This window comes from Fortiea contorta PCC 7126 (assembly GCF_000332295.1).
GTDB classification, from domain to species: domain Bacteria; phylum Cyanobacteriota; class Cyanobacteriia; order Cyanobacteriales; family Nostocaceae; genus Fortiea; species Fortiea contorta.
Genome location: NZ_KB235930.1, coordinates 646327 through 665197, shown reverse-complemented (window position 1 = coordinate 665197; position 18871 = coordinate 646327). Strand labels below are relative to the sequence as shown.

The following is an 18871-nucleotide window of genomic DNA, read 5'->3' as shown; positions in this document are numbered from 1 at the left end:
ATCTGCTGGGATTAATCAACTTTTTGATTGTGAATAAATTCTTCTACGCTTTCACTCAGGTTGTGTACATAATTACCAATTTCAGTTATTTTGCGCTGGACTTGAACTAACAACAAAACTGCTGTTTGTAGCTCGTTGAGTGTTTCATCCATAGCGGCTCGGTATTGTGATTCAAATTCATTGATATTCATATGTTTGCTGTTGGATAAATGCATATATTGTTAACTGGTTTAATGATAATCAATGAGGCAAATTTAATAAATCCGTTAATCCTCTTAATCTTGATTTTGAAGTTAATAATCCGGAAGATTGCTGACTCGTAATCAAGAATATACTATCTTTACAAGATGGCAAGCTATGATTTTTTGATGGCTGGAAACCGAGCGTGGAGCGGGTTATAAATAGTTGAATACAGATTGGTAACTCGGTTTGATGGCAGTGATGACTTAAAGTATGAGGACGGCTTTAAAACAATAACTATATAAAATCTGTAGTCACGTAAATAATATATGAGGAGACAGGTATGATTTGAGATTTAAGGCAAAAATAAAATCTTTTTTGGCTTAACTTGATATTCGCTTAATAAATGACTGATAGAAACGGCACAAACAAGTGAATTTCTTTAAAATAGAGATAGGTAAGTTTGTAAAATTACCTATCTTGGATTGTGATAAATTCTCCTCAAACGCTAACGCTTGTTAAAGACCCAGCACGACTGGAAACCCGTCTTGCGGAAATTCCGCCAGAACCAGGGGTTTATTTTATGCGAGATGATAGCGATCGCATTATATATATAGGTAAATCGCGGAAGCTGCGATCGCGTGTCCGTTCCTATTTCCGCGACGGGTATAATAAGACGGAACGCATCGCCACGATGGTGAAGCAGGTGGCAGAAATTGAATTCATCGTCACCGATACGGAAGCGGAAGCTTTGGCGTTGGAAGCCAACTTGATTAAGCAGCACCAGCCATATTTCAATGTTCTGCTCAAGGATGATAAGAAATATCCTTATGTTTGCATTACTTGGTCAGAAGACTATCCCCGGATTTTTATTACCCGCAAACGTCAATTGGGTAAGGAAAAGGATAAATTTTACGGCCCTTATACTGATTCTGGTCTATTGCGGGAAATATTGCGAATTTCTAAGCGGATATTTGCACTGCGACAACGACCTCAACCGTTATTTAAGGATCGTCCTTGTTTGAATTATGATATGGGGCGGTGTCCGGGTGTGTGTCAACAACTAATTTCACCGGAAGAATATCGCAAAACTGTGCAAAAAGTGGCGATGGTTTTCCAGGGACGAACTCAGGAACTGATTGATATTTTAACTCAACAGATGGAAAAGGCGGCGGAGGCATTGAATTTTGAGTCAGCAGCGCGGATTCGTGACCAAATTGCTGGTTTAAAGTCGCTGAATGCAGATCAAAAAGTTTCTTTACCTAATGATACAGTTTCGCGGGATGCGATCGCTCTGGCTGCCGATGAAAACCATGCTTATATTCAATTGTTCCAGATTCGCGCTGGTCAGTTGGTAGGACGTCTAGCGTTTGTCGCGGATGTTCACGCCGAGCCTGGAGCAATTTTACAACGAGTTTTGGAAGAACATTACCAAACTGCTGACGCGGTGGAAATTCCCGCCGAGATTTTGGTACAGCATGAGTTACCAGATGGGGAAATATTGGCTGATGTTTTAACTGGAAGAAAAGGGAGAAAAGTGACGATTTTGGCTCCCCAGCGACAAAGTAAGGCAGAATTAATAGAGATGGTAGAGCGCAATGCTCAGTATGAATTGCAGAGAATGCAAAAATTAAGCGATCGCAATTCGCAAGCAATGCAAGATTTAGCAACTATTCTAGATTTACCAGATTTAACAATTCACCGCATCGAGGGTTATGATATCTCTCATATTCAAGGCTCAAATGCTGTAGCTTCTCAGGTTGTGTTTATCGATGGTTTACCTGCTAAACAGCACTATCGCCACTATAAAATTAAAAATCCTACGGTCACTATCGGACATTCAGACGATTTCGCTAGTCTTGCAGAAGTTATCGGGCGACGCTTCCGCAAGTATATTGAAGATCCGCAGTTGTTACGAGCGGGAAATCCTGATTGGCCTGATTTAATTATGATTGATGGCGGTAAAGGTCAGCTATCTTCTGTCGTGGCTATTTTGCAAGAAATGAATTTGTTAGATGAGTTGCGAGTGATTAGTTTAGCCAAGCAGCGAGAAGAGATTTTTTTACCGGGAGAATCCCAACCTTTAAATACTGACGCTGAACAACCGGGGGTACAATTGTTACGTCGGTTGCGAGATGAAGCTCATCGATTTGCTGTGAGTTTCCATCGTCAACAACGTAGTGATAAATTAAAGCGATCGCGTTTAGATGAGATTCCTGGTTTGGGTCATCATCGTCAAAAACAGCTACTAGGACATTTTCGCTCTGTTGATTACATTCGGCAAGCCACCCCAGCACAAATATCGGAAGTTCCCGGAATCGGCCCGCGTTTGGCTCAGGATATTTACGATTATTTTCATCCTTCCTCAGCTAGTTAGTACAAAAGGGTGAAGTATGAAGGGTGAAGGATGAAGTATGAAGGATGAAGGGTGAAGGGTGAAGGATGATATTTGTTGGTTGAAAAGTTAGGCGGGACTGTATCGACTTACAGCCACTTTTGGTAAAGTCGTTGCATCTAAAATCCAATTTTGGTGTGTGGAACAATTCTACTGCTGCGGTGTTCCTATAACTTGGTGGCGGTAGATGGCGTTTGGCTGAAACTCTGGAATATGCAAATGTTAATTAAATCTTAAACTGAATATTTTGTGACTAGCTATACAGTATTTCTTGTCCTTAATTTTTTTTAATATCAATACAGCTTTTTTCGTCGAGATTACAATAAACAAGGTTATCTCAAGGCGCTATTTGCAGGGATCAGTAAATTTCTAAACAATAGATTTGTTAAAAAATAATTTATATATCCCAAGTAGGATGGTTATTGAGTATAAATATATAGGATAATAATTATAGGTATCAAATATCGATTTTTCTTGAGCTTAATTAATTAGTTTTTTGTAGGCAGTATTGAGCAAATATTATTGCTTTTGATCAAGTTTGGTGAGAGGCGCTGACTGAATTTGTGGTTGTTGGTAATCAAAATAATTAACATCAAGGGGCTATAAGATGCAGATAGTACAAAGGATTTGTTGTCCAAATTGTGGCAGAGAAGCGGAGCGTTATTATATTTCTGATAGTCAAATAACGCGGACACAATGTCCTAGCTGCGACTACTTAATGATTAGTTGCACTCGCACTGGTAAAGTGATTGAGGCTTATGCACCGGGGATTCATGCTCACAGGTAATTCTGAGCCAATTAATTAATACCATAATTTTTTTGGTAGAGGCGTTGTCATGCAACGTCTCTACATTGGTTTTTGGATCTGACGTTTAATTAAACCGGAAGGGTTTTACTGGTTCGCAGTTGTCCACAAGCAGCGTCAGCTTCTAAACCACGGGAGTAGCGGACGCTGACAGCTATTTGTTGTTGCTTGAGGACGTTGACGAAGGCTTGAATGCGATCGCTATTTGGGCGTTTATAATCTACTTCGGGGATGGGGTTGTAGGGAATCAAATTCACATGGTTTTGAAAACCCCGCAGATGTTGCGCTAGTTCTAATGCATGTTTTGGTAAATCGTTAACGCCGGCGAGCAAAATATATTCAAAACTTAATCTTCGTCCAGTGACTTCTACGTATTCTCGACATTCTGCGAGTAAATCTTCTAGGGGGTAGGTACGAGCGCTGGGGATGAGTTGCTCTCGCAAAGCTTGATTAGAAGCATGGAGACTGACAGCGAGGGTAATTTGTAAATGGTGTTGGGCGAGTTGACGAATGCGCGAGGGTATGCCTACTGTGGAGACTGTGAGCGATCGCGCTCCTATACCGACATCTTGATTGAGAGATTTCAACGAAGTTAATACATTTTCAGTATTTAACAACGGTTCACCCATACCCATATATACCACATGGCTGACTCGTTGTTGAAAATCTGTTTGTACAGTCAACACTTGATCAATTATTTCATGAACATCGAGGTGACGTTTATAGCCACCTTTCCCAGTGGCGCAGAAATCACAAGCCATAGCACAACCCACTTGACTAGAAACGCAAACTGTCAAGCGTTTGTCACTGGGGATACCAACAGTTTCGATAATTTGTCCGTCTGCAAGCTGCAGCAGATACTTCACTGTACCATCAGCCGCGACAGAGCGATAATGGAGAGTGGAACGCCCGATGGGGACTGTGGCTAATGCTGTGCGCCAGTTTTTCGGAAAAGCGGAAATATCCGCAAGAGATCGCACTCCTTTGTGATATATCCAATCATGGAGCTGCTTACCTCTGTAAGCTGGTTGTCCCTGTTGCTGTACCCAAGCAGTTAACTCGGCCAGTGAACCACCTAGTAAGGGGGGGACAAATTCTAATTTTGTGGAATGGGGTGAGTCAAGCTGGGGAGTTAGGGGTGTAGCAGACATAGGAAATTTATCGGTTGATGCTGAATCTCTATCCTATAGCTTTTAACTTCATGTTGGGGTTGGGGGGTTAACATTTTGCTGAATGGGAATTTCTATCTGAAACTCTGTTCCCCCTCCTGGTTCAGAAATACACTTAATTTTACCGCCGTGCTTATGCGAGGGCAAACGCATCTTAATTGGTAATAGAAATCGGAAACGAAATTCAAATATCTAAAATAAAGCCAGTTAACTTAGTTGAAGAGAATCCAGAAGTCAGAATACATCCGTCAGAATCAATCAGTCGCGGGTCTGAATCCCCGACTGATTGAAGACCTCCAAATCTACGATTTGGAGGGGGTTTTAGGCCCGTTTATTCAGGAGTCAGGAGCCAGAATTCATACTGAATTCTGGCTCCTGACGCATGTATTCTGTTTGATAAAATCCAAACAACACAAACAGGTTATTTTATACATCTACATTGAGCAAAAGCATTATTGTATTTAGTGTATGCGATCGCTTCGATGATCGGTTGAGCATTATTGTGTGTATCGGTTTGAGTAATAATATTTTTATTGTCTAATCACTTACAGATAAATGTTGCAAATTCTTTAGTCTTTTTTACACCTGGATTTATGTCTTTTTAATTGTACTTTTATTGCCACAAAAAGATACTATATCGCAAAGCTATCTTATATATTAAGAGTTAAGCAAACATCTTGAAATCTAGTTTATTCAGATGAACTTACTTTCCCATTATGCTGGTGTTTTTTTGAGAGTTAGTTTTTGTCTCACGGCTTTTATTAGCTTTGCAACTTTTAAATTAACTCCAGCATTAGCCCAAACCGCAACAGTGCCAGCAATACCTACGCTTACAGTACAACAAGGAGGATTTTCGGGTGTAATAACATACATTACTCCTAGTACTTATGTGAGTTCTATTGCGGCTGAAAAAGTTTCTCCAGCAGGGACTTATTTAGCAGGAATTGACGGCAACGGTACTTATGCAGTTCAAGGTTCTGCATATATTGATCCTGTAACTCATGTGTCAGTCCCAAGCATAATACTTTTTGGTGGTCCAACATTACCACTCCCAGCAGCAGCGGCAAATCCTGTTGGAATAGCAGTAGGTGATAGACTAGTTAACGGCAACCTGTCACTAGATCAATATACAGCAATTCTCAGGTCTACTACTCGTGGTCTATTCTGACACAATTCTCAAGTAAAAGTTTTCTGCATTTTAACGTAATCCTGTTAAACAGAAGCATCTGCAAAAATTAGTCAAATCATTCACCAAGGCACACTCAGGTGTGCCTTTTTAAAATCGCCAACTTCCTTCCAAACGAATCTCAAATTGATCTCCACTCATTCCAAAGTGAAATTCCCGAAAATTTCTACTATCAGAAGAACCATGTTTGATTATTAACCCATAGGAAAAATCATCATTTCTATTTTTTATACCTTGATTAATTTCTCGGAAATTTTGCAGGTAAGCCCCAATAGACCAATTTGGGTTTATCTGTTGAGTTGCTGCTAATGTGTAGAAAAATTTATTACCTATTTCTATAGAATTACTCAACTCTAAACCTGTACGTAGTGACAACTTAGCTTGTAAAAATCCTGCTAACGACAAATGCTCTTGATTATCAATAAATATAACTGCTGGAGCTAAAGAATAATTTAGATTCTGATCTTGACGAGAAAACAAGTAGCTCAAATTGAGGTAAGCAGGATTTTGAGAATTCGCTGCACTATTCCAATAAAAGCGTAAAGTCGGAATGTGGTTAATAATTGCTTGGGTTTTTCCTTTTGCATCAAATTCCGCATGAGTCTTGATATAACTTAATGCGCCATTAGCGTAAATACCCAGCGTTGGCTCAGATAATCCCAAACTATTATTTGCAACATTAAATACGGAGTCTGAATTCAAGTTAAACCAGATACCTGAATTAACGTTGTAATTCCACTCACCTGAAGAACCTGCCCATAAAAATTCTAGTGCGGGTAAAAATAGATATCCATTAAAGGTCTGCGATTTAGTAATAACTTGGTAAACTTGACTTAATTCAATATGGTCAAAAGCGAAAGCAAATGAACGAAGATTTATTGGGACTTCTGTCATTTCTGCTGAACTCCAGTTCTGCCCAAACTGCTGGCCATTAGAATTAGTTAAAATTACTTGTGCTGCTGATGCGCGGTTACTGTGACGAATAGATGTTTGTTCTAAGGGAATAGGTACACCAATAAATGTCAAAGGACCGAAACTTGTATTGGAAATATCTGCTTGAGAAATAAAAGTTTGACCTACCGTCCAAGTACTATTTCCATCTACAAACAGAACTGCTCGCCGATAATTTCCAGTACGTATTTGTAAGATATTGGAGCTATTGGGTGTAATTTTACTCGGAAAGGTCAATGTTCCCGATACTTGTTCTAAATTACTATTGCGATTACCTAATAAGAGTGTTCTGTTTAGTAATTGGTTAATTTGTCCTATCTGATCTGGTGTTGCTTTTAAGTTTAAATCAGCAAAATTTTCTTGTTGAGAAAATCGCTTTTTAGCTTCTTGTAAACTTTGTTCTAACTGCGGAGGATGAATTAACTCGAAAACTCCTCCCATGAGCATTGATAGTGTAGTGTTAGCAGTTTGTAAGTCATCTATTTTTCCTTGATTAACTGATAAAGAAAGGGAAACACCAGGATTACTAAAAACATTAGTGTAAGTTGCCTGAACTTTTTCAGGATCGTATTGTAATAAAACGCGATTGTGAGGACGGCTCAAGTAAAATCTCTGCCAGTGATAGTTTTCTTGTTTATCCTTCAATCTGATATTAGTTATTCTTTGACCCAAAGGAACCCAATATAAGGAATTCAAGTAATATAAATCTCGTTGTTCTCTACTCAGAAAAGGATTGATCAAAATATTGAGCAGTGACCAATTATCAAATTTCCCTCCCTGACCAATTTTTAGCCCTGGTATAGAAGTAATTTGAGGTTGGAATCGAGTTTTTTCACCCGTAAAAGGATTACCCCAATAAAAACCTATTTTTGCTAAAGTTTCTGGAGAAATTATTGTTCCTATAGTAAGACTTCCAGCCTCTAAGAGTGGTTGTAAATTACTGGTGGGAAAGGTTTGTAAAATTAGAGGAGCGTTGTCTGCATCTAAAAATTCAAATAAAGATCCACCACCTTTAGGATTGTAGGTTGAAGCAGTACCAAAATTTGAAGTTCGGGGAATGCTCGTAATTGTAGAATTGCTATTTCCATTATTGATAGTAACCCTAGGTGTGGGAAAACTCGGTGGATTTATCACCTCCGCCGCAACGGATTGGACGGCGAATTGGTTGGTATTAATTTCTCCTGTGAGTTGTTTAAAAGATTGGGGAACAAACGAAGCCGCTTGCATCCCCCAAAGTTTTTGAGTTAATATAATCAATTGTCTGCTATCAATTTCTGTTGATTGCCCTTGGTCAAAAATTCCACCTTGCCACCCTTGAGTTTCCATAACAATTCGATTACCAGGTAGTGACCAATAGAATTGATTTTGCTTAGGAAAATGAGCAAAAATAATGTGATTAATTATTGGTTCATCTGCTGCGATTTTAAAAGAAAAATCAGTATAAGTTGTATTTTTAATTAGGTTAAAGAAAGAGGAGAATTTTAATTCATCGCTAGGATAAACTATCCAGGGATATTTATTATAACTATTAACCAAAGAATTAAGTATAAAAAACTCTATATTTTTACTGTTGAAACCCGGAGTTTGATTTTGTCTATCTAAATTATTATGATTTACGTAATTAGAATCTGATCGTAATATATTATTAGGTAATTTTGGTATATTAATGCTAGGAAAAGCTTGATCTGGATTTGAATTTTGTACAATATTTAACTGATTAATAAATGAATTTTCTTTAGAAGAATTTTTTGCATTTACTTTGAAATCAAATATAAATTTGCTAGAAGAATTTACATTTGTATATATTGGATTTTTTACATTTACCCTATCGAGTATTAATATATTTGTTAATAAAAAGACGAACAACGATAGATTAATGTTTCGCAAGAAACAAGTTAATTGATAGAGCACAGGGTAAAAGGGTGTTTGAAAAGTTTTGAGATGTCAAATTTTATGCTAATCGCCTGACCATGATCCGGATCATAGCAAGGTAAATAAAAGTCTCTAATGTTGATTTAGCGTAACAAGTACTATAGAGCCATATATAGCAGTGAATTTGCTGAACATAGTAACTCAGTTAACGAGTTAATTATATTGGACTAAAGGCAGAATTAGTTGTGCCTATTGTATCGTTTGTTTGGATATTATTATTTATTTCATCACACTCATTCTGGATTACGCGAGCGGTGAGTTAGTGTTGGGAAATTGTCGCTTCGAGAATGCGAGAGTTTTGACTGGTTTCTAAGATTTGCTCACTGCAGTTTTCCCAAGAGTTAGGATTTGGGGATAAACTGGGTAAAAATTTGTTGAGACTGTATCCTAAAAGATGATCTGTATTGATGCCAAATAGTAACTCAGCCGCTGGATTGGCTTGATTAATTATCCCGGTTTCATCCACAACTAAAATTTTATCAACAACAGTGTCAAGGGCGGTGATAAAAAGATTTTCAGCATGTTTGCGAGCGGCATCAATAGCGGCAACTTGTGTTCAGAGGGAACAGGGAACGGGGAACAGGCAACAGAGAAACCCACCTTTAAAAAGGGTGGGATTGAAACAAGGACGCTGTTTTTCTTCTCTGCGAGACGCTACGCGAACGCGCTTCGCGGACTCGAAAAACGTCTTTTTTTTACTGGGCTTTAAACCCAGAACTAAAGTTATTTGTGGAACAAGGAACGGGAACAGAATGTTAAGAGTTAAGAGTTAAGAGTTCCCTTTTCTTGTAAGCTAGTCCAGCAAGCGATCGCTACACTCAAAAATGCGATCGCAATCAATAAAACTACAAATATATTCTTACTAGTTTTCTTGGTTTGTGGTTTTTGGATATATGAAATTTGCACTGAAGCTGCTGTGAGATATTTCGCTTCATTAAAAATGTTTCACCCCGATAAAATTCAACTTTAATCAGCGCCGCAAAATTTTGAATTTCGCAGCGCTTCATTTCTGTTGTAAGCGAAACATCTAGCTAATGAGAATACTCATCAGAAAACTTGTATCAGGGAGAAATTAAGCAAAAGTTGTGCTATTCCAACCCCACATCGCCCCTTTAGCATCCGTAAATTCTATGTAAATGCGATTTTGAGGAACGCTGAGATAGTGGTGAATTTGCTGACAAAAATCCTGACTCATCGCTTCAGTTTGCTCAGGTTTCATGGCGCCAACACTCTTAATTTCTATGTAACAAACTGGTTCTGTACTACCGGCGAATGTCATAGCAATTCCGGCTTCAAAAGCAGTCATAACATAAGATTCTGGCTTTCCTGTATGTTTTGCTAATTTAGCTGATAGACTTTTCAGCATTAGCTCAATTTCAGCCGCTTCTGGCGCAGCTACAGAAGTTTGGACTTTGATTAATGGCATAATAATCAGTTGAGTTTTTGTCAGGGTAGGTAGCGATCGCAGTTAAACTGAAGATAGGAGTTGCGATCGCATACTTTCCACTAATTGATGCAAATTATCGCTATTGAGACGGTAACTCAGGGGATGAGCAATCAATCTGGCTGTACTTTCATATAAAACCTCAATTTCAACCAGACCATTTTCTCGTAGTGTCCGCCCAGTGGAAACCAAATCAACGATGGCTTCTGACATTCCTGTAATTGGCCCTAGTTCCACTGAACCAGATAACGGCACAATTTCTACCTGTAAATCCAGACTTTGGAAATATTCTCGCGCACAGTTAACATATTTGGAAGCCACACGACTATTGGGTGGTAAGTCTAGGGGTGATTTGTAGACACTGGCTGTTTTGACTGCGACTGACAAGCGACAACCACCAAACTGTAAATCAACCAACTGAGCAACCTGCGGTTTTTTCTCCCGCAATAAATCATAACCAATAATACCCAGTTGCGCCTGACCATATTCTACATAAACAGGTACATCCTGTCCGCGTACCAGCAGTCCTTTGGCTTGTCCGCTAGCATCGGTGATTTGCAGTTGGCGATTTCCTGCTTCTAAAAAAGCACTAAAATCTAGTCCTACAGATTGCAGCAACCGGATGCTATTTTTGAGTAGTTCCCCTTTTGGCAATGCAACAGTCAACATTCTCTTTTTTTGATATCCTAGGCGGTTCATTAATATTGAGAATATCTCGATATGGCTGACTACAAGCAGTATGAGAATTTTATTAGTTGATGACGAGGTTGAATTAGCTGATCCTTTAATTCGCGTGCTTACCCGTGAAGGTTATATCGTAGATGTGGCTTATGAAGGAACTAGCGGTAGCAGTCTAGCACAATCAGGCAGTTATGATTTGTTGATTTTAGATTGGATGCTACCTGGAACCACAGGGTTAGAAATTTGTCAAGAATTGCGTCGCCAAGGTAAAACTACGCCGGTGCTGTTTCTCACTGCTAAGGATACTTTAGACGATCGCGTCCAAGGTTTAGATGCCGGTGCGGATGATTATTTAGTGAAACCTTTTGAGTTACGGGAATTGTTAGCCAGAGTCCGGGCTTTGTTGCGGCGTTCGGGTGCAGAGTCTTACAGTGCTGCTGCCAAGCGGTTGACTGTTGCTGATTTGGAACTGGATAGCGACAACCAAATAGCTTATCGTCAAGGACGGGTAATTGAATTATCCCACAAAGAAAGTCAGTTGTTGCAATATTTTATGGAGCACACGGGACAACTGCTAACTCATGCTCAAATTATGCATCATTTGTGGACGGATGATGAGCAACCGAGTAGTAATGTGATTGCGGCTTTAATTCGGCTGTTGCGGCGGAAAATTGAGGTGGGGAAGGAAGGGATGTTGATTCACACTGTGTATGGTAAGGGTTATCGTTTTGGTGCGGGGTTTGTGGAGTCGGTTTAGTTTTTGGTGCTTTTTTTAAACGCAGCGAAAAGTTGCGTGCGGGGGTTCCCCCCGTTGAGCAAACTTTTCAAGACAGAGGAGCGCGGAGGTAAACGCAAAGGAGCGCGGAGTTTGATTTTGATGTGATGGTATTATTAATGGCGATGAAGCAGCAGTTGTGTAATTTGCTGTTGCAGTTTTTCTCGCAGTTGCTGCGCTTGATGATAGATGAGTGTGCGTCTATTATTTGCTGTTGTTGTTGCTGGTTGCAGAGGTTGAATGAAATAACGCAGTCGGGTTTTCATTCCCCAGACGCCCATGGAGGGAAATAAAATTAAGAGTATCATGAGGGGGGAAAGGGGCAGAAACGGTAATTTGAAGAATTTTTGCAATCCTTGGAGGTTGATTGTCCAGGGATGCAAGGATTCACTACCAATACAGGAAACTGGTAGAATGGGAATTTGATAGCGATCGCTTAGTTTTACAAAACTAACATCAAATTTTTGTAATTGATAGCGTCGGCGCCAGCCTTTCAAAGGCCCGCGTAAGCCTTCTGGTGCGTAGAGAATTATTTTACCTGCTTTGGTGGCGGCGGCAAAATCACTCCACTCTGCACGCACTCCACCTAATACTTGCGACCATCCCGGTGGAAGCCACCAAATCATCCACGGATGTTCAAACAATGATACCTCAGCTAGGGGTTGCACTACCCAACTGCGTGTTTGACTCAACAGATAACCCAAGGCTACAAAGTCCCAGGGAAAGCACATCCCTGCATGATTCATCGCTACAATCATGGGGCCGGTTTGTGGTAAGTTTTCTGTTTGTTGTAATTCTCCTCGAAAATAGTGTTTGACTATGGGAGCGAGAATTTCTCGATGGAAAGCTTGTTGATATTGGGGTGAGAATTCTTGGTGTTGTGCTTGGGGAGGACGACAACCAAGACGCAACCAGCGCATCAATAAGGCGAGATAGAATCCCCCAGGAACAAGAAATAATCCATATTCTAACCAGTTCCAACCTTCCGGATCAGTATGATAATGTTGCCAGTGGCGATTAAAAATAATCAGCCAGCCGGGAGGATAATAAAGACAGAACCAGTCAAACCAGTCAAACTCATAGTTTGTGGTCAACTCATCCTGTGATTGATGGCTGAGGAATCTGTGAGCAATTTTATGAATCACAATAGCTGTGCAAGCGACGCAGCGTGTACCTGAGATGGATACAATTTTAGTCGTCTATCTTGGTGTTGCACATCCCACTGCAGAGGGAATAGTTATGGGTGTTTTCGCACTTTATATAGTCCAGAATTTGAGCACGCAATTACAAGTTATTCACGCGCCAAATTTTGATACTCTGATCACAGCTACCACTCACCAGCCACTGTCCATCTGTGCTTAAAGCGAGGGAGTTTACCCCACCGCTGTGTGCTGTCAGGGTTTGGAGTAGTTCACCTGTGGGGAGACGCCAGATTTTGATGGTGCTGTCAGCGCTACCGCTGAATAGGGTTCTACCATCTGCACTCACGGCTAAGGTTGTTACTTCTCTTGCGTGGGCGGTGAATGTGTGCAATAATTTGCCTGTGCTTAGATGCCAAATTTTGATGGTTTTGTCAGCACTGCCACTGAGGAGAGTTGTCCCGTCTGTAGTAATGGCGAGAGATTTAACTTGATCCTTATGAGCGACGAGTGTTTGCAATGGTTCGCCAGTGCGGGGATTCCATAACCTAATTTTGGTATCCGCACCACCACTCACTAAAATTGTACCGTCAGGACTGATAGCTGCAGTATAGACTGCCGATGAATGCCAAAGGGTGCAAATGCGATCGCTTTTTTGCAAATCCCAAATCTTGATTTTATTACTCCCGCTAGCGAGAATCTCTCCATCGGGACTAATTACGACTAAGTTTACTGGTTTTTGATGCCCTAAGAGAGTGTGGAGTAATTTACCAGTTTTGTAGTTCCAGACTTTGACGTTACTTTGGGGGTGTTCGCAACTACCCACCGCGAGGAAGTTTCCTTGGGAACTGACAGCAACTGAGGATACTGGGCCTGAGTTTCCTGTGAGAGTGCGGATGAGTTTCCCGCTGTGGAGACTCCAAAGTTTAATGGTTTTGTCTGCACACCCGCTGACGATAGTTTCCCCATCTGGAGTCAGGGCGAGGGAGGTAATTTCTGCGGTGTTCCCCTTGATCGTATTGGCTATGGTAGCATATTCTGGAGCACTTTGGTTAGGTAAAAGAGCGATCGCTTGTAAAAGTTGCTCAACTTCGAGAAGACTTTGAGTGTCACTAATGGCGGTAAAATAAGCTTTGAGGCGTTGGATGTATACTTCATCTCCTGCCTTAATCACTGATTGCATCGCTTTTAGGGGGTTAAGGGCTGCTGATGGTGAGACTTGACGCAGTTGCAGCCATGTGTTGATCGAATAATCAATCTGTGTTTTAGCCCAAGTGCGATCGTTTAAATCAGCTAAACTTTGAGCTAATTGTACAGCTATCTGTGGAAGAGAGTCAGATTTTTCCTGATAGAGTTGCTGATAACTCAGAGCGAGCGATCGCACTGATTGTAAATCAATCTTATTTTTGCACAAACTCGGCAATAATTCCGGCAGTATGGGAGATACTTCATGATGCATCAAATGATAGACATCCACCATCCAGCTAGCAACCATACAGTGACAAGCAATTAAAACCTGGCAAAGATTTTCGATATCCTGATAATTAAATTGGTATTTACCAGACAATTTACTAATATCAATACCCTGACTTCGCCATTTTTCAGTCTTCTCCCAAATTTCCAAATTTCTGACATTATCGCCACCAACATTATTAATTACGGCTAATTCTTCTCCGAATTCCAGCAGTTGATTTCTTACCTGCTTCCACTCCAGAGCGCGACTGATAGCTGACTCCTCTAAAAGTTGTTTATAAGGCAACCGCGAAATAGTTTTATAGTAATAATTATCCTGTCCCAATCCCCAGTAAGCGACGCGAAAATTGAGATAATCGCCATCATGTTCTGACTCCAATATCAAAATTGGTTCTGTTTTCAACATCCCAAATAATGCTTTGATACTAGATTCACTATGAAACCGTTTACTATCCCACGCACCCGCTAAAAATTCTGTCGCCCTGACAGCAGAATGCAAAGAGTAATGCTGATTGAGAAAGCTGCGTAAACCTTCAGCTAAAATTAGCTCAATTTCGATAATTTCCCCTTCATCCTTCGCAAAATTATCAAATTTAATTTGGGGAGGCGCTAGAAAAATTTTCAGTGGTTTGTGGCTATGACTGTGACGAGGTTCTAATAATTGTGTAGGCGATAAGCGCAAGGGCCAATTAGCAAAAATTTTGTCAAATTCCGGCAGCTTTTGAGACGTTTCTCGTTCTTGCTTGGCTTTTTCTAAAATTGTCTCTCGCTGGTAAACTGCTAATTCTTGTCGCCAAATTTTTTCTCGTTCAAATTCTGCCAAATAGCTATTTTTAGGAATTGCGCCATTAGTAATTGGTACGAATTCTTGAGTATTGACAACAGTTTCCTTAGTTTTCTGAATCAGAGAGACAATCAGGGGTGCAAACTCAATCACCAGTTGGACAAGTAATCTTAATCCTGGCTCCATAAGGAGAATCCTGTTAAATCAATAACATTAACAGTGCCGGAATATTGTTTAGATCATAGCTGGTATTTATCCAAACAATAACAGACACTACCCATACTACTACTCAAAGACATATTTTTACCAAATCAATAGTTGGAATTAACGCATTAAAGCATATTTACTCCAGCTTTAACATATTGAATTATGCTATCAAAAAACCCCGACTTCGCAAAGAAATCAGGGTTCCCAGTTTTTAGACAATCCAAACTTTATTTATCAACTTAAAATCTGACTCCCAATTGTCCATTAAATCCGCGCACAGAATTATAACCAGCACCGACAAAAACATTATCAGTAGCTCCTACTTGAACACCACCAGAAAATGCAACACCTTTATCTTCTGAATAGTATCCAACTCCTACATAAGGTGAAATAATAGGCAAACTGAGAAATTTTAAAACATCTACTCCCGTAGCACCTTTCGGCCCAACTCCCACCTCAACTCCCAAATCCAAAGCTTTAGCTCCCACAGCATAAGTCGTATCACCGTCATTACCTCCAACTGAAACCCAAGGTTGCGGTATGAGTTGCGCTGACGCTTGATTAGGAAATAACAAAGCGAATAAACTTACAGATGTAATTAAGGTTTTAGTAATAACGGCTATTTTCACTGTTCCTCCTCAGAATATCTCCCATATTTTTATCACTAATTGACGATGCTGATATCAATTAAGTGCCTCCTTTGTCAGTAATATTCAGTGATTATGATTAAATCACTCTGATAACTTTATATTTATTCATATTGCTACAAGATGCAAATATGATACTCTTAACAGCATCGGTTCTAATGGAGACCAGCCATCAGACGCAAGGGGGAAAGTCCAGTGTAAATCTGGCACTGTCTCGCAGCTGTGATGAGATTTATATCTCAAAGTCAGAATACCCGCCAGCAGTAAAAACTTACATCCATCTGCGAAGTACAGATGAGTACCAACATGAATATTTCCGCAACCACATCGTCACCAGATTTTTTGGTGCTCAAAATCCGCTACAAGCCAAGCTTTTCTACAACTTACTTAAATTCATCATCTTTGCTCTGTGTAAGACAGGCGCTTTCTTCTCCTGAGAGAGACGCTGCTTGGCAGCTTATTTAAGAGTAGGATGACAAAGGTGGAACAATACCCACAGGTATCATCTTGCTCAGTTTACATCTATTTGTCTGCACTGTGAATTAACTAACATACTCCAGCGAGAGTTTGGCGTTGCAGATTTAATCTACAACAATTTTGGTACAACACAAAATTGTTGTAGAAACCTAAAATTTTACATTTCTACAACCGCTAATACCTTTCCCCAAGGTATTTTGGCACAATCTCAGCAGGAAAATTAACTTGTTGCCGAAAAAGATTTTACAAATCTGCGATTTATGTGATAATCGTAATCATTATTACGCAGATATTCAACGACTGTCTCTCACTGTCGCCTGCTTTACCTTGCTTTTGCATCAAAAGTAAGTATTTTTTTGGCAATTCTCATATTTTCACTAAAACAAAATTAGCTTTTCCTTGCATTCACGTCCAAGTTTCTAGAGGGTGCTTAAATAATCAATGTCTAAGAATTTTGGTCTAACGTGGAAAATTCAAGTTGCTGTGTCTAGCATCAGTGCGAGTCTGGGGATATTATCTGGAATTCACACAGTTATGGCTGCAGAAATTTTCCCAATATCGGAATTTTCTCCACATGAAGGTTCTGCAAAAGATTTACAATCATCCCCACCAGTAATCAATAAACCAGAAAAAACTGCTCAAAATTCCCCAACAACTACACAAGAAACAGAATCAGATATTGAACTAACAGTTATTGACAAGCTATTAAATGAACCTGTATTTTCACCCTTTCGTCGTGAAGGAACAGTCAAAGATTCCACCCGCCCAATTTATGTAATTACAGGTGAAGAAATGGAAGCACAAGGGGTGCGAACTGTGAGAGAAGCCCTGAAATTTTTGCCTGGCGTATTGGGTGATGGTACAGTTGGTACAGAAGTTAATGCTTTAAGCGGTCAATTTATTCGAGGTTCTAATACTGGACAAGTATTAATCTTACTTGACGGTAGACCAATTAATAATCTTGGTGGTGGTGGTTTTGACCTTTCAGAATTTACTACCAATAATATCGAAAGAGTAGAAGTATTACCAGGGGGAGGCTCTACTCTTTACGGTTCCGATGCGATTGGTGGGGTAATTAATATTATTACCCGTCGCCCAACTGAGAAAATTATCACCGAAGCCAAAGTTAATGTTGGCGCTTATGGATTGAATCAACAAAGCATTCAAAATAGTGGGAAAACGGGAAATATTGGCTGGGTTATTGGATACAATCGCACTCAAGCTGAATATGACTATCTTTTTGCAATTCCTGAAGCCAATTTTGTCGGGACGAGGAAAAATAATGACACTCTTTATGATAATTTCAACATCAAGTTAGAAGCAGATTTAGGTAAACGTAACACTCTCAGTTTTTCCACACAATACTTAGGAAAAGAACAGGGTGTTCCCGGAGGTGTACCCGTCCCTGTACCAGAATTTGGTCAAGGTTTTTTTAACTCTCTCACCGACAAAAATCGCAAGTATACAGACCAAGTTCTCAGTGATTTAACTTGGAACTCTAAAATAGGCGGTGGTGATGATTCTCTGATAACCGCGAGAATTTATACTGATTTCCTCAACACTCGTTTTGATAATCGTAGTGGTGCAATATCAGCCCAAAATCGTTTTGATTCTAACCAAATTTCCTATGGAATTCAAACTACACACAGTTGGAATTTCGCTAAAAACCAAAGCATAGTTTATGGTTTTGACTATCGCAATGTCAATGTACGCAATACTACTTTTGCCTATGCCACAAATATCAACAGAATCAATTATGATAGTGGCATTACTCAAGGAGCGTTATTTGCTAGATATGAACTTAATTTAACTCCTAGCTGGAGTGTTAATTTAGGTTTGCGTCAAGACTTTAGCAGCTTAATCAATAGTTCAGCCACATCCCCATCAGTAGGGACAAAATTCGCTCTTTCTGACTCCACAACTATTAGAGCAAACTATATCAAAAATTTCCGAGTCCCCACCCTTGCTAATTTATTTAATGTTAACCCTACCAATATTGGTAATCCTGAACTTAAACCTGAAAGAGGTGATAGTTTTGATGTGGGAATTGATCAAAAACTAGGTGATATTGGTTTGCTGAGATTAACTTTTTTTCAAAATCGAGTCTCGGATACAATAGCCTTTAAATCACTCAGACCACCCGTCAACGGAAATACAGGAACTTGGGAAAATATTGGTTTAGTCGAAACTACAGGTATAGAAGCCGCGCTAAATTTAAAGGTAGCGAAAAACGTCTATGCTTTCGTTAATTATACAGCTAATGATCCGCGGATTTTAAAAAGTGCTAACCCAGCAGAAATTGACAAAGAATTGCGATTTGCTGGAGCAGATAGTATCAATGCAGGAATTAACTATGAAAATCCCGCAGGTTTATATGCAGGATTCATCATGCATTCCTTGGGTAAATATCCCACCAATAATACTAATACTGAATTTCTCCCAGGATACACAACATTTGATATGAAGTTTCGGATACCTTTAGGTAATAATTTAACAGTCAATGGTAGTGTAGACAATATTTTTAATCAGAGATATCAGTTATTCGCTGGATTTCCTGATGCAGGTAGAGTTTTTCAAGTAGGTTTGAACTGGAAATTTTAGCTCTAATAAATCTAATTAGATAATG

At 39.7% G+C, this 18871-nt stretch carries 15 protein-coding genes and 1 riboswitch; of the genes, 5 read left to right on the top strand and 10 right to left on the bottom strand.

The window, feature by feature from the left end; translation table 11 throughout:
- Positions 1–11: 11 nt before the first annotated feature.
- Positions 12–191 (bottom strand): hypothetical protein, encoded by a 180-nt coding sequence (locus MIC7126_RS0103160; RefSeq protein WP_017651666.1) that lies wholly within the window; start codon positions 189–191, stop codon positions 12–14.
- A 476-nt stretch (positions 192–667) separates the two neighbouring features.
- Here MIC7126_RS0103160 and uvrC point away from each other — a divergent pair, with 476 nt between their 5' ends.
- Together uvrC and MIC7126_RS31795 are read left to right on the top strand one after the other, a co-directional pair.
- Positions 668–2557 carry an excinuclease ABC subunit UvrC gene (gene uvrC / locus MIC7126_RS0103155; RefSeq protein ID WP_040629689.1) on the top strand — a complete coding sequence of 630 codons (1890 nt, stop codon included), beginning with the start codon at positions 668–670 and terminating at the stop codon, positions 2555–2557.
- Between the two features lie 625 nt (positions 2558–3182).
- Entirely contained in the window at positions 3183–3362 is a 180-nt protein-coding gene (locus MIC7126_RS31795; protein WP_081602992.1) for a replication restart DNA helicase PriA, read from the top strand.
- Between the two features lie 89 nt (positions 3363–3451).
- Here the strand turns inward: MIC7126_RS31795 and rlmN are convergent, their stop codons facing one another.
- Positions 3452–4531, bottom strand: coding sequence for a dual-specificity RNA methyltransferase RlmN (gene rlmN / locus MIC7126_RS0103150; protein ID WP_017651664.1), 1080 nt, complete (start codon positions 4529–4531; stop codon positions 3452–3454).
- A 715-nt stretch (positions 4532–5246) separates the two neighbouring features.
- Here rlmN and MIC7126_RS0103145 point away from each other — a divergent pair.
- Positions 5247–5717, top strand: a complete 471-nt coding sequence (locus MIC7126_RS0103145) for a hypothetical protein (protein ID WP_017651663.1) — start codon at positions 5247–5249, stop codon at positions 5715–5717.
- Between the two features lie 108 nt (positions 5718–5825).
- Here the strand turns inward: MIC7126_RS0103145 and MIC7126_RS0103140 are convergent, their stop codons facing one another.
- The 5 genes from MIC7126_RS0103140 to hisG form a co-directional block, all read right to left on the bottom strand.
- Positions 5826–8552, bottom strand: coding sequence for a hypothetical protein (locus MIC7126_RS0103140; RefSeq protein ID WP_238553596.1), 2727 nt, complete (start codon positions 8550–8552; stop codon positions 5826–5828).
- 325 nt (positions 8553–8877) lie between these two features.
- Positions 8878–9159, bottom strand: coding sequence for a PAS domain-containing protein (locus MIC7126_RS0103135; protein ID WP_081602991.1), 282 nt, complete (start codon positions 9157–9159; stop codon positions 8878–8880).
- A gap of 221 nt (positions 9160–9380) precedes the next feature.
- On the bottom strand, positions 9381–9524 hold the full coding sequence (locus MIC7126_RS31130) for a hypothetical protein (RefSeq protein ID WP_154655819.1): 144 nt from the start codon (positions 9522–9524) through the stop codon (positions 9381–9383).
- Positions 9525–9690: 166 nt separating this feature from the next.
- Entirely contained in the window at positions 9691–10044 is a 354-nt protein-coding gene (locus MIC7126_RS0103125) for a phenylpyruvate tautomerase MIF-related protein (RefSeq protein ID WP_017651659.1), read from the bottom strand.
- 42 nt (positions 10045–10086) lie between these two features.
- Positions 10087–10731, bottom strand: coding sequence for an ATP phosphoribosyltransferase (gene hisG / locus MIC7126_RS0103120; protein ID WP_017651658.1), 645 nt, complete (start codon positions 10729–10731; stop codon positions 10087–10089).
- A 70-nt stretch (positions 10732–10801) separates the two neighbouring features.
- Between hisG and rppA the strand changes: the two genes are divergently transcribed.
- Positions 10802–11500 (top strand): two-component system response regulator RppA, encoded by a 699-nt coding sequence (gene rppA / locus MIC7126_RS0103115; RefSeq protein ID WP_017651657.1) that lies wholly within the window; start codon positions 10802–10804, stop codon positions 11498–11500.
- Between the two features lie 134 nt (positions 11501–11634).
- Here rppA and MIC7126_RS0103110 read toward each other — a convergent pair whose 3' ends face one another.
- The 3 genes from MIC7126_RS0103110 to MIC7126_RS0103100 form a co-directional block, all read right to left on the bottom strand.
- Positions 11635–12612 (bottom strand): 1-acyl-sn-glycerol-3-phosphate acyltransferase, encoded by a 978-nt coding sequence (locus MIC7126_RS0103110; protein WP_085987010.1) that lies wholly within the window; start codon positions 12610–12612, stop codon positions 11635–11637.
- Between the two features lie 190 nt (positions 12613–12802).
- A complete protein-coding gene (locus tag MIC7126_RS0103105) occupies positions 12803–15100 on the bottom strand; it encodes a WD40 repeat domain-containing protein (protein ID WP_017651655.1) in 2298 nt (765 codons plus the stop codon).
- A gap of 260 nt (positions 15101–15360) precedes the next feature.
- Positions 15361–15750, bottom strand: a complete 390-nt coding sequence (locus tag MIC7126_RS0103100) for a hypothetical protein (protein WP_017651654.1) — start codon at positions 15748–15750, stop codon at positions 15361–15363.
- A gap of 151 nt (positions 15751–15901) precedes the next feature.
- A riboswitch (cobalamin riboswitch) is annotated at positions 15902–16042 on the top strand.
- A gap of 644 nt (positions 16043–16686) precedes the next feature.
- Here MIC7126_RS0103100 and MIC7126_RS0103090 point away from each other — a divergent pair.
- Positions 16687–18846: a TonB-dependent receptor gene (locus MIC7126_RS0103090; RefSeq protein WP_017651652.1), complete on the top strand. Its 2160-nt coding sequence runs from the start codon at positions 16687–16689 to the stop codon at positions 18844–18846.
- The last annotated feature ends 25 nt before the right edge of the window (positions 18847–18871 follow it).

Bases quoted from the DNA above. Each gene is read 5' to 3' on its own strand.
- rppA (WP_017651657.1), top strand. From the start codon at position 10,802: ATGAGAATTTTATTAGTTGATGACGAGGTTGAATTAGCTGATCCTTTA.
- hisG (WP_017651658.1), bottom strand. From the start codon at position 10,731: ATGTTGACTGTTGCATTGCCAAAAGGGGAACTACTCAAAAATAGCATC.
- MIC7126_RS0103090 (WP_017651652.1), top strand. From the start codon at position 16,687: ATGTCTAAGAATTTTGGTCTAACGTGGAAAATTCAAGTTGCTGTGTCT.
- MIC7126_RS0103160 (WP_017651666.1), bottom strand. From the start codon at position 191: ATGAATATCAATGAATTTGAATCACAATACCGAGCCGCTATGGATGAA.
- MIC7126_RS31795 (WP_081602992.1), top strand. From the start codon at position 3,183: ATGCAGATAGTACAAAGGATTTGTTGTCCAAATTGTGGCAGAGAAGCG.
- MIC7126_RS0103105 (WP_017651655.1), bottom strand. From the start codon at position 15,100: ATGGAGCCAGGATTAAGATTACTTGTCCAACTGGTGATTGAGTTTGCA.
- MIC7126_RS0103125 (WP_017651659.1), bottom strand. From the start codon at position 10,044: ATGCCATTAATCAAAGTCCAAACTTCTGTAGCTGCGCCAGAAGCGGCT.
- rlmN (WP_017651664.1), bottom strand. From the start codon at position 4,531: ATGTCTGCTACACCCCTAACTCCCCAGCTTGACTCACCCCATTCCACA.
- MIC7126_RS0103145 (WP_017651663.1), top strand. From the start codon at position 5,247: ATGAACTTACTTTCCCATTATGCTGGTGTTTTTTTGAGAGTTAGTTTT.